We start from the raw sequence: 12,447 nt of genomic DNA on the forward strand, positions 1-12,447 counted from the left end.
CTGCGGAGTCATTCTGCAGGGCTTGCAACGGGGGAGATCTGAAAACGCCTGAAGGTCTGTGGAAGGATCCCTCTTGGTCGCCTCGAGCACCTCTAATGTAAACAACGCTACCGCTATCAATGCCGACAGCACCGATGGTGCCACTCGCCGGCTCTCATTCGCAAAGATTCACGAACCTCTTGACGTTCCGAATCTGCTTGCCCTGCAAACGGACAGCTTTGACTGGCTGGTCGGAAACGAACGCTGGCAGGCACGCGTTGCGAAGGCTGTCGAAGAAGGCGACCTCAGCGTCGCCACTAGCTCCGGTCTGTCTGACATCTTTGAAGAGATCTCCCCGATCGAGGATTTCCAGGGCACCATGTCCCTGAGCTTCTCCGACCCGGAGTTCGCTGATCCCAAATACACCATGGCCGAGTGCAAGGACCGGGACGCTACGTACTCGGCTCCGCTGTACGTTAAAGCCGAATTCATGAACAACAACACGGGCGAAATCAAGCAGCAGACCGTGTTCATGGGTGACTTCCCGCTGATGACCGAGAAGGGCACCTTCGTCGTCAACGGCACCGAGCGTGTCGTTGTCTCCCAGCTGGTCCGTTCCCCGGGCGCCTACTTCGAGCGCACCGCTGACAAGACCAGCGACAAGGACATCTTCACTGCGAAGATCATCCCGTCCCGCGGTGCCTGGTTCGAGCTCGAGATCGACAAGCGCGACCAGGTCGGCGTTCGCCTTGACCGCAAGCGCAAGCAGTCCGTCACGGTGCTGCTGAAGGCCCTCGGCTGGACCGAAGGCCAGATCCTCGAAGAGTTCGGCCAGTACGACTCCATGCGCGCAACGCTGGAGAAGGACGCCACCGAAACCCGCGAAGACGCTTTGCTGGACATCTACCGGAAGCTGCGACCGGGCGAGCCGCCCACCGTCGAGGCTGCCCAGTCCCTGCTGGACAACCTGTACTTCAACTCCAAGCGCTACGATCTGGCCAAGGTCGGCCGTTACAAGATCAATCGCAAGCTTGGCATCGACCGCTCCCTTGGCGACAAGGAAGCTTCGGTCCTGCACGTTGAAGACATCGTTGCAATGATCAAGTTCCTGGTTGCCCTGCACGCCGGAGAGAAGACCCTCACGGGCAAGCGCGACGGCCAGGACCACGAACTGCGCGTCGAGATCGATGACATCGACCACTTCGGCAACCGCCGCATCCGCGCCGTCGGCGAGCTCATCGAGAACCAGGTCCGCACCGGCCTGTCCCGTATGGAGCGCGTCGTCCGCGAGCGTATGACCACGCAGGACGTCGAGGCCATCACGCCGCAGACACTGATCAACATCCGCCCCGTTGTGGCAGCCATCAAGGAGTTCTTCGGAACTTCCCAGCTGTCCCAGTTCATGGACCAGAACAACCCGCTGTCGGGTCTGACCCACAAGCGCCGTCTGTCCGCGCTTGGCCCGGGTGGTCTGTCCCGTGACCGTGCAGGCATGGAAGTCCGAGACGTTCACCCGTCCCACTACGGACGTATGTGCCCCATCGAAACCCCTGAAGGCCCGAACATTGGTCTGATCGGTTCGCTGGCTTCCTACGGCCGCATCAACCCGTTCGGCTTCATCGAGACGCCTTACCGCCTCGTGTCCGAAGGTGTCGTTTCCGATGAGGTCCAGTACCTGACGGCCGACGACGAAGCAGAGGTCCTGATTGCACAGGCCAACGCTCCGCTGGACGAGAACAAGAAGTTCGCCGAGGAGACCGTCCTGGTCCGCGCCCGTGGTGGTGGAGGCGAGCCCGTGCTGGTTCCCGCCGCCGAGGTCGAGTTCATGGACGTTTCCCCGCGCCAGATGGTGTCCGTGGCTACGGCCCTGATCCCGTTCCTCGAGCATGACGATGCTAACCGCGCACTCATGGGTGCCAACATGCAGCGCCAGGCTGTGCCGCTGGTCCGTTCCGAGGCGCCGTTCGTCGGTACCGGCATGGAGCGTGCCGCCGCCGTCGACGCCGGTGACGTTGTCATCGCGAAGAAGGCCGGTGTGGTCACCGAGGTGTCCGCTGAACTCGTCATCATGCTCAACGACGACGGCACGGAAACCAACTACCGCATCAACAAGTTCGCCCGTTCCAACCAGGGCAACTGCTATAACCACCGTGTCCTGGTGAGCGAAGGCCAGCGCCTGGAGGTCGGCGGCATCATCGCTGACGGCCCGGCAACGGACCAGGGTGAACTCGCCCTCGGTAAGAACCTGCTCGTGGCATTCATGTCATGGGAAGGCCACAACTTCGAGGACGCCATCATCCTCTCGCAGCGCATCGTTGCCGAGGACGTCCTTTCCTCCATCCACATCGAGGAGCACGAGATCGATGCCCGCGACACCAAGCTTGGTGCCGAGGAAATCACCCGTGACATCCCCAACGTGTCCGAGGAAGTCCTTGCAGGCCTGGACGAGCGCGGCATCATCCACATCGGTGCCGAGGTTGAAGCCGGCGACATCCTGGTCGGAAAGGTCACCCCGAAGGGTGAAACCGAACTGACCCCGGAAGAGCGCCTGCTGCGCGCCATCTTCGGCGAGAAGTCCCGCGAAGTCCGCGACACGTCCCTGAAGGTTCCGCACGGCGAGTCCGGCACCGTCATCGGCGTCCGCGTCTTCGACCGCGACAACGACGACGAGCTGCCCCCGGGCGTCAACCAGCTGGTCCGCGTCTACGTGGCCGCCAAGCGCAAGATCACCGACGGCGACAAGCTCGCCGGCCGTCACGGCAACAAGGGTGTTATCTCCAAGATCCTTCCGATCGAGGACATGCCCTTCCTTGCCGACGGTACCCCCGTTGATATCGTCCTGAACCCGCTGGGTGTTCCGGGCCGTATGAACGTCGGCCAGGTGCTCGAAACGCACCTCGGCTGGGTTGCCAAGACCGGTTGGAAGATCGAAGGCGAGCCCGAGTGGGTCAAGCAGCTGCCGAACCTGCCGCGCGAGAGTGGTTCGACCACTGTTGCAACGCCGGTCTTCGACGGTGCGCGTGAAGAAGAAATCACGGGCCTGCTCGACTCCACCAACGTGACCCGCGACGGCGACCGCCTGATCAACTCCTCGGGCAAGACCCGCCTGTTTGACGGCCGCTCCGGCGAGCCGTTCCCGGATCCGATCTCGGTCGGCTACATGTACATCCTGAAGCTCCACCACCTGGTGGACGACAAGATCCACGCGCGCTCCACCGGCCCGTACTCCATGATCACGCAGCAGCCGCTGGGTGGTAAGGCACAGTTCGGTGGCCAGCGCTTCGGTGAAATGGAAGTGTGGGCGCTCGAAGCTTACGGCGCCGCGTACACGCTCCAGGAACTCCTCACGATCAAGTCGGATGATATCCACGGTCGTGTGAAGGTCTACGAAGCCATCGTCAAGGGCGAGAACATCCCTGAGCCGGGCGTTCCTGAGTCCTTCAAGGTCTTGATCAAGGAAATGCAGTCGCTGTGCCTGAACGTGGAAGTGCTTTCCACGGACGGAACCACAATTGAAATGCGTGACTCTGATGACGCAGTCTTCACGGCTGCGGAAGAACTGGGCATCGATCTGTCTCGTGCAGAGCCCAGTTCCGTAGAAGAGGTCTAGAGTCCTCCGGAGCAGGGCAGCCGGCACGCCGCGCTGCCTTGCTCCGGGGCTCCCTCTTCCCGTAACCCAAGACTTCAGAATTTAGAGAACAAGAGAGAACAGGGACCATATGTCCAGCGAATCCTCCTTCGGCCTCATGCAGATCGGCCTCGCCACCGCGGAAGACATCCGTGGCTGGTCTTACGGCGAGGTTAAGAAGCCGGAAACCATCAACTACCGCACGCTCAAGCCCGAGAAGGACGGCCTCTTCTGCGAGAAGATCTTCGGCCCGTCCCGCGACTGGGAATGCTACTGCGGCAAGTACAAGCGCGTGCGCTTCAAGGGCATCATCTGCGAGCGGTGTGGCGTTGAAGTCACCCGCGCCAAGGTCCGCCGTGAGCGCATGGGCCACATCGAACTGGCCGCACCGGTCACGCACATCTGGTACTTTAAGGGTGTTCCGTCCCGCCTGGGCTACCTCCTTGACCTTGCACCGAAGGACCTCGAAAAGGTCATCTACTTCGCTGCCTACATGATCACGAGCGTCGATACCGACAGCCGCCACGAAGAACTGCCCAACCTCCAGGTTGAGCACGATATCGAGAAGAAGCAGCTGGTCGACAACCGCGACTCGGACATCGCCACGATCGCCCGCGACCTTGAGAACGAGCTTGCCCGTCTCGAAGGTGAAGGCGCCAAGGCTGCCGACAAGAAGAAGGCCCGCGACTCCGCGGACCGTCAGATGGCCAACGTGCGTAAGCGTGCCGACGCCGACATCGAGCGCCTTGAGCAGGTCTGGGACCGTTTCAAGAACCTGAAGGTCGCAGACCTCGAAGGTGATGAAGGCCTCTACCGCGAACTGCGTGACCGCTACGGCATGTACTTCGAAGGCTCCATGGGTGCCGAAGCCATCAAGAAGCGTCTTGAGAACTTCGACATGCAGGCCGAGTCGGACCTGCTGCGCGACATCATTGCCAACGGCAAGGGCCAGCGCAAGACCCGTGCACTGAAGCGCCTGAAGGTGGTCAACGCGTTCCTGACCACCAACAACAGCCCGCTCGGCATGGTGCTGGACGCCGTCCCGGTGATCCCGCCGGAACTGCGCCCGATGGTCCAGCTGGACGGTGGCCGCTTCGCGACCTCCGACCTCAACGACCTCTACCGCCGTGTGATCAACCGCAACAACCGCCTCAAGCGCCTGCTTGACCTCGGTGCTCCGGAGATCATCGTCAACAACGAGAAGCGCATGCTTCAGGAAGCTGTTGACAGCCTCTTCGACAACGGCCGTCGTGGCCGTCCGGTAACGGGTCCGGGCAACCGTCCGCTGAAGTCCCTGAGCGACATGCTCAAGGGCAAGCAGGGTCGTTTCCGCCAGAACCTGCTCGGCAAGCGCGTTGACTACTCCGGCCGTTCGGTCATCGTCGTCGGCCCGCAGCTGAAGCTGCACCAGTGTGGTCTGCCCAAGCAGATGGCCCTGGAGCTCTTCAAGCCGTTCGTGATGAAGCGCCTGGTTGACCTCAACCACGCCCAGAACATCAAGTCGGCAAAGCGCATGGTCGAGCGTTACCGTCCGCAGGTCTGGGACGTGCTGGAAGAGATCATCACCGAACACCCGGTGCTGCTCAACCGTGCACCTACCCTGCACCGCCTCGGCATCCAGGCCTTCGAACCGCAGCTTGTGGAAGGCAAGGCAATCCAGCTCCACCCGCTGGTTTGTGGCGCCTTCAACGCTGACTTCGACGGCGACCAGATGGCAGTGCACCTGCCGCTGAGCCCCGAGGCCCAGGCTGAAGCACGCATCCTGATGCTGTCCTCCAACAACATCCTGAAGCCGTCCGACGGCCGCCCGGTGACCCTTCCTTCGCAGGATATGATCATCGGCCTCTACCACCTGACCACCAAGCGTGTCGGTTCAGCTGGCGAAGGCCGCATCTTCTCCTCGGTTTCGGAAGCCATCATGGCGTTCGACCTGCACGAGCTGCACCTGAACTCCCAGGTCAAGATCCGTCTTGAGGGCTTTGTTCCTTACGCCGGCTGGGAAGCTCCGGAAGGCTGGGAGCCGGGTCAGACCGCGCTCGTCCAGACCTCCCTGGGCCAGGTCATCTTCAACCAGACCCTGCCCGAGGACTACCCGTGGGTTGAGGCTGTTGCCGACAAGGGCGAACTGTCCCGCATCGTCAACGACCTCGCCGAGCGCTACCCGAAGGTTGTTACCGCGGCAACGCTGGACAACCTGAAGGACGCCGGTTTCTACTGGGCCACCCGCTCAGGCGTCACCGTCGCCATCTCCGACATCGAGGTTCCGGCCGAGAAGCCGGTCATCCTTGCCGGTTACGAAGAGCGCGCTGCCAAGATCCAGGGACAGTACGACAAGGGCCTGATCGACGACGACGAGCGTCGCCAGGAACTGATCGAGATCTGGAACAAGGCAACCAACGAAATCGCCCAGGTCATGCGTGACAACCTGTCGCCCATGAACACGATTAACCGCATGGTTTCCTCCGGTGCACGTGGTAACTGGATGCAGGTCCGTCAGATCGCGGGTATCCGTGGCCTGGTGGCCAACCCTAAGGGTGAGATCATCCCGCGTCCGATCAAGTCCTCCTACCGCGAGGGCCTGTCGGTGCTGGAATACTTCATCGCCACGCACGGTGCCCGTAAGGGTCTGGCTGACACCGCGCTGCGTACCGCCAACTCGGGTTACCTGACCCGTCGTCTGGTGGACGTCTCGCAGGACGTCATCGTCCGTGAAGAGGACTGCGGCACCGAACGCGGCCTCGTCACCCCGATCGCCGTGGCTGATGCCAACGGTGAGCTGGTGCTGGACGAGAACGTTGAGAACAGCGCGTACGCCCGTACCCTGGCCGTGGATGTCGTTGACTCCAAGGGCAAGGTCCTGGCTGCCGGCGGCACCGACTGCGGCGACGTCGTCATTGCCGAACTGTTCGCAGCCGGTATCACCGAGGTCAAGGTCCGCTCTGTACTCACCTGTGAGTCCAGCGTCGGCACCTGCGCCCTGTGCTACGGCCGTTCGCTGGCCACCGGCAAGACCGTGGACATCGGTGAGGCAGTGGGCATCATTGCCGCACAGTCCATCGGTGAGCCCGGTACCCAGCTGACCATGCGTACGTTCCACACCGGTGGTGCTGTTTCCGCCAGCGGTGGCGACGACATCACCCAGGGTCTGCCCCGTATCCAGGAGCTTTTCGAAGCCCGTACTCCGAAGGGTGTCGCACCGATTGCAGAAGCAGCCGGCCGCATCGCCATCGAAGAGTCCGAGCGCCAGATGCGCCTGGTCATCACTCCGGACGACGGCAGTGAAGAGATCGCTTACCCGGTCCTTCGCCGCTCACGCCTCCTGATTGAAGACGGGCAGCACGTCGCGGTGGGCCAGAAGCTCATCAACGGCCCGGTCGACCCCAAGCAGGTTCTGCGCATCATGGGCCCCCGTGCTGCACAGAAGTTCCTGGTGGACGAAGTCCAGGGCGTGTACCGCAGCCAGGGCATCGGCATCCACGACAAGCACGTCGAGGTTATCGTCCGCCAGATGCTGCGCCGCGTCACGGTCATCGAATCGGGTGAATCCGACCTGCTCCCCGGTGAGCTGGCCGAGCGCAGCCGCTTCGAAGACGCCAACCGCCGCGTGGTGTCCGAGGGCAAGACTCCGGCTTCCGGACGTCCTGAGCTCATGGGTATCACCAAGGCATCCCTGGCCACCGAGTCCTGGCTGTCGGCAGCTTCCTTCCAGGAGACCACCCGCGTCCTGACGCAGGCGGCCATGGAAGGCAAGAGCGACCCGCTGCTCGGCCTCAAGGAGAACGTCATCATCGGTAAGCTCATCCCCGCCGGCACGGGTCTCCCGCGCTACACGGAGGTCACGGTGGAGCCGACTGAAGAAGCAAAGGCAAACCTGTTCACGGGTCCCAGCGCTTTCAGCGACTTCTCCTACGACACGCTTGGCGGCGACGGAGCTCCTGAGTTCCACGCCATCCCGCTGGATGATTACGACCTCGGCAGCGACTTCCGCTAGACCGCAGTCATAGCCTGATCAAGGGATGGTCCCGCACCGCAAGGTGGGGGACCATCCCTGTTTAACCCGCCGATTAAGGCTTGGCGGCCGTCCATGTTAGACTGGATACCAATTGTTATTGTGGCAGTGGATGAGTGCGCCGGCTGAGCTGAAAGGCTAGCCAGAGCGACGTTTCCGGTTTGCAGGGTTCTTGTGCAACGTATGCCACATTTTTGCATGCCTAGGGACCGATCAGGACGCAAGTCCGGGTCCCGGTCTGCGATCCGACTATTAAGGCTTCGCCTCAGCTGCTCTGGAGATTCTTCAAAGCTCGGGCGGCGGGGCAAAGCAAAAGGAGAGCGGCTGTCAGCGGCCGCTCCGGATAAAACGGAGAACACGAGAGTGCCTACGATTAACCAGTTGGTCCGTAAGGGCCGCACGCCTAAGGTCTCAAAGACCAAGGCTCCCGCGCTTAAGGGCAGCCCGATGCGCCGCGGTGTTTGCACCCGCGTCTACACCACCACCCCGAAGAAGCCGAACTCGGCTCTGCGTAAGGTTGCACGTGTGCGCCTTAACGGTGGCGTTGAGGTTACCGCTTACATCCCCGGTGTAGGCCACAACCTCCAGGAGCACTCCATTGTGCTCGTCCGTGGCGGTCGTGTGAAGGACCTCCCGGGTGTCCGTTACAAGATCGTCCGTGGCGCCCTCGATACCCAGGGTGTGAAGAACCGTAAGCAGGCACGCAGCCGCTACGGCGCAAAGATGGAGAAGAAGTAATATGCCTCGCAAGGGTCCGGCCCCCAAGCGGCCGCTAGTACTAGATCCCGTTTACGGCTCCCCGCTGGTCACCCAGCTGATCAACAAGGTGCTGGTAGACGGCAAGAAGTCCACCGCTGAGCGCATCGTTTACGGTGCCCTCGAAGGCGCCCGCGCCAAGTCCGGCGGCGACCCCGTAGCAGCACTCAAGAAGGCCATGGACAACGTCAAGCCTTCCCTCGAGGTCCGCTCACGCCGCGTCGGTGGCGCAACCTACCAGGTTCCGGTTGAGGTCAAGCCGGGCCGCTCCACGGCACTCGCCCTTCGCTGGCTGGTCGGCTACTCCAAGGCCCGCCGCGAAAAGACGATGACCGAGCGTCTCCAGAACGAAATCCTGGATGCCTCGAACGGTCTCGGTGCCGCTGTGAAGCGTCGCGAAGACACCCACAAGATGGCCGAGTCCAACAAGGCCTTCGCACACTACCGCTGGTAATACTTCCCGGACGCCGCCGGCTCACTCGAGCCGGCGGCGAACGTGCAGTCCATCCGAAAGGGAGACACCGTGGCACAGGACGTGCTTACCGACCTTAGTAAGGTCCGCAATATCGGCATCATGGCCCACATTGATGCCGGCAAGACCACCACCACCGAGCGCATTCTGTTCTACACAGGTGTGAACCACAAGATCGGCGAAACGCACGACGGCGCTTCGACCACCGACTGGATGGAACAGGAAAAGGAACGCGGCATCACCATCACGTCTGCCGCCGTGACCTGCTTCTGGGAAAACAACCAGATCAACATCATCGACACCCCCGGCCACGTGGACTTCACGGTTGAGGTTGAGCGCTCCCTGCGCGTCCTCGACGGTGCAGTCGCCGTGTTCGACGGCAAGGAAGGCGTGGAGCCGCAGTCCGAGACTGTCTGGCGCCAGGCTGACAAGTACAACGTCCCGCGTATCTGCTTCGTCAACAAGATGGACAAGCTGGGCGCTGACTTCTACTTCACCGTAGACACCATCATCAGCCGCCTCGGTGCCAAGCCGCTCGTCATGCAGCTGCCGATCGGTTCCGAGAATGACTTCATCGGCGTCGTCGACCTGCTCTACATGCGCGCACTGGTGTGGCCCGGCGATGCCAAGGGTGACGTCACCATGGGTGCCAAGTACGAGATCCGCGAGATCCCGGCTGACCTCAAGGAAAAGGCCGAAGAGTACCGCGCAACGCTCGTTGAGACTGTTGCAGAGGCCTCCGAAGAACTCATGGAGAAATACCTTGAGGGCGAAGAGATCTCCATCGACGAGCTCAAGGCCGGCATCCGCAAGATGACGATCAACTCGGAGATCTACCCGGTCTTCTGCGGTTCCGCATTCAAGAACCGTGGCGTTCAGCCGATGCTGGATGCCGTCGTTGACTACCTGCCGAACCCGCTCGACGTCCCCCCGATGATCGGTCACGATCCTCGCGACGAAGAGAAGGAACTCACTCGCAAGCCGTCCTCTGAAGAGCCGTTCTCCGCACTGGCATTCAAGATCGCCGCGCACCCGTTCTTCGGTCAGCTCACCTTCATCCGCGTGTACTCCGGTCACGTGGAAGCAGGCGCCCAGGTGGTTAACTCCACCAAGGGCAAGAAGGAGCGCATCGGCAAGCTGTTCCAGATGCACGCCAACAAGGAAATGCCCGTTGAGGGCGCTACCGCCGGCCACATCTACGCAGCCATCGGTCTGAAGGACACCACCACGGGTGACACCCTGTGCGATTCCGCCAACCAGATCGTCCTCGAGTCCATGAGCTTCCCGGAGCCCGTGATCTCGGTTGCCATCGAGCCGAACACCAAGGGTGACCAGGAGAAGCTCTCCACGGCCATCCAGAAGCTCTCCGCTGAGGACCCGACCTTCCAGGTCTCCCTCAACGAAGACACCGGTCAGACCATCATCGCCGGCATGGGCGAGCTCCACCTGGACATCCTGGTGGACCGCATGCGCCGCGAATTCAAGGTCGAGGCAAACGTTGGCAAGCCGCAGGTTGCTTACCGCGAAACCATCAAGCGTGCTGTAGAGCGTCACGACTACACGCACAAGAAGCAGACCGGTGGTTCGGGCCAGTTCGCAAAGATCCAGATCGCGATCGAGCCGCTGGACACGTCCGAAGGCGAGATGTACGAGTTCGAGAACAAGGTCACCGGTGGCCGCGTTCCGCGCGAATACATCCCGTCTGTTGACGCCGGTATCCAGGATGCACTGAACGACGGCGTCCTGGCCGGTTACCCGGTTGTCGGCATCAAGGCCACGCTGATTGACGGCGCGTACCACGATGTTGACTCCTCGGAAATGGCGTTCAAGATCGCCGGCCGTATGGCTTTCAAGGAAGCTGCACGCAAGGCGAACCCTGTCCTGCTCGAACCGCTGATGGATGTCGAGGTCCGCACCCCTGAGGAATACATGGGTGAAGTTATCGGTGACCTCAACTCCCGCCGTGGCCAGATGCAGTCCATGGAAGATGCCCAGGGCGTCAAGGTCATCCGCGCGCACGTCCCGCTGTCCGGCATGTTCGGCTACATCGGTGACCTGCGCTCGAAGACCCAGGGCCGCGCTGTGTACTCCATGACGTTCAACAGCTACGCCGAGGTCCCGAAGGCTGTCGCCGACGAGATCATTCAGAAGACCCGCGGCGAGTAGTCCACCGGACTTTCAAAGCGACAAACTCGGGTGCGTTTCCAAATTTGGAAACTAGCCCTGTGCAGATGGTCGGTTTCCGGCCATCTGCACGAACAGGCTCGAGGGACTAGTATTAGTTCCTGAATCTGCAATTTCACCAATCCAAAGCCCCCCAAGTAGACTTACTGAAGTTTCGGCCGCGACAAGCGCGACCGGAGGGTAAGTCATTTGAAAACGTTCTAGGAGGAACCTGTGGCAAAGGCAAAGTTCGAGCGGACTAAGCCGCACGTTAACATCGGTACCATTGGTCACGTTGACCACGGTAAGACGACGTTGACGGCCGCCATTTCCAAGGTGCTGTACGACAAGTACCCGACTCTCAACGAGAAGCGTGACTTCGCGTCGATTGACTCTGCTCCCGAAGAGCGTCAGCGCGGCATTACCATCAACATCTCCCACGTTGAGTACCAGACCGAGAAGCGCCACTACGCACACGTAGACGCTCCGGGTCACGCTGACTACATCAAGAACATGATCACCGGTGCGGCTCAGATGGACGGTGCAATCCTCGTGGTTGCCGCCACTGACGGCCCGATGGCTCAGACCCGCGAGCACGTTCTGCTCGCCCGCCAGGTTGGTGTTCCCTACCTGCTGGTGGCACTGAACAAGGCTGACATGGTCGATGACGAAGAGCTCCTCGACCTCGTCGAAATGGAAGTTCGTGAGCTCCTGAGCTCGCAGGGCTTCGACGGCGACGAAGCTCCGGTCGTTCGCGTTTCCGGCCTGAAGGCCCTGGAAGGCGACCCCGAGTGGGTCAAGTCCGTTGAGGACCTGATGGCTGCTGTGGACGAGTCCGTTCCGGACCCCATCCGCGACCGCGACAAGCCCTTCCTGATGCCGATCGAAGACGTCTTCACGATCACCGGCCGTGGCACCGTTGTAACGGGCCGCGCCGAGCGTGGAACCCTCGCGATCAACTCTGAGGTCGAGATCGTCGGCATCCGTCCGGTCCAGAAGACCACGGTTACCGGTATCGAGATGTTCCACAAGCAGCTCGACGAAGCATGGGCCGGCGAGAACTGTGGCCTGCTGCTCCGCGGTCTGAAGCGTGATGACGTAGAGCGTGGCCAGGTTGTCGTCAAGCCGGGTTCAATCACCCCGCACACCGACTTCGAGGCTAACGTCTACATCCTCTCCAAGGACGAAGGCGGACGTCACAACCCGTTCTACTCCAACTACCGCCCGCAGTTCTACTTCCGCACCACGGACGTAACCGGCGTTATCACCCTGCCGGAAGGCACGGAAATGGTTATGCCTGGCGACAACACTGAGATGACCGTTGCGCTCATCCAGCCCATCGCTATGGAAGAGGGCCTCGGCTTCGCTATCCGCGAAGGCGGCCGCACCGTTGGTTCGGGACGCGTCACCAAGATCATCAAGTAGTAATACTGGATGATC

At 61.5% G+C, this 12,447-nt stretch carries 6 protein-coding genes; all 6 read left to right on the forward strand.

Annotation, left to right across the window (positions count from 1 at the left end):
- Positions 1 to 73 precede the first annotated feature (73 nt).
- The 6 genes from rpoB to tuf all read left to right on the forward strand — a co-directional run bounded on the left by rpoB (position 74) and on the right by tuf (position 12,432).
- A complete protein-coding gene (rpoB, locus tag AC6JAC_RS06820; protein WP_028269585.1) occupies positions 74 to 3,589 on the forward strand; it encodes a DNA-directed RNA polymerase subunit beta in 3,516 nt (1,171 codons plus the stop codon).
- 109 nt (positions 3,590 to 3,698) lie between these two features.
- Positions 3,699 to 7,598, forward strand: a complete 3,900-nt coding sequence (locus AC6JAC_RS06825) for a DNA-directed RNA polymerase subunit beta' (RefSeq protein ID WP_011692815.1) — start codon at positions 3,699 to 3,701, stop codon at positions 7,596 to 7,598.
- Between the two features lie 381 nt (positions 7,599 to 7,979).
- On the forward strand, positions 7,980 to 8,354 hold the full coding sequence (gene rpsL / locus AC6JAC_RS06830) for a 30S ribosomal protein S12 (protein ID WP_009358312.1): 375 nt from the start codon (positions 7,980 to 7,982) through the stop codon (positions 8,352 to 8,354).
- 1 nt (position 8,355) lies between these two features.
- Positions 8,356 to 8,826 carry a 30S ribosomal protein S7 gene (gene rpsG, locus AC6JAC_RS06835; protein WP_026531948.1) on the forward strand — a complete coding sequence of 157 codons (471 nt, stop codon included), beginning with the start codon at positions 8,356 to 8,358 and terminating at the stop codon, positions 8,824 to 8,826.
- A 69-nt stretch (positions 8,827 to 8,895) separates the two neighbouring features.
- Positions 8,896 to 11,010 carry an elongation factor G gene (gene fusA / locus AC6JAC_RS06840; RefSeq protein ID WP_028269584.1) on the forward strand — a complete coding sequence of 705 codons (2,115 nt, stop codon included), beginning with the start codon at positions 8,896 to 8,898 and terminating at the stop codon, positions 11,008 to 11,010.
- 231 nt (positions 11,011 to 11,241) lie between these two features.
- A complete protein-coding gene (gene tuf, locus AC6JAC_RS06845; protein WP_028269583.1) occupies positions 11,242 to 12,432 on the forward strand; it encodes an elongation factor Tu in 1,191 nt (396 codons plus the stop codon).
- Positions 12,433 to 12,447 lie beyond the last annotated feature (15 nt).

It is taken from the genome of Arthrobacter sp. KUASC02 (assembly GCF_059739395.1).

What these genes read in the sequence shown, in the direction of transcription:
- AC6JAC_RS06825 (WP_011692815.1), top strand. Translation starts at nt 3,699, where the DNA reads ATGTCCAGCGAATCCTCCTTCGGCCTCATGCAGATCGGCCTCGCCACC.
- rpsG (WP_026531948.1), top strand. Translation starts at nt 8,356, where the DNA reads ATGCCTCGCAAGGGTCCGGCCCCCAAGCGGCCGCTAGTACTAGATCCC.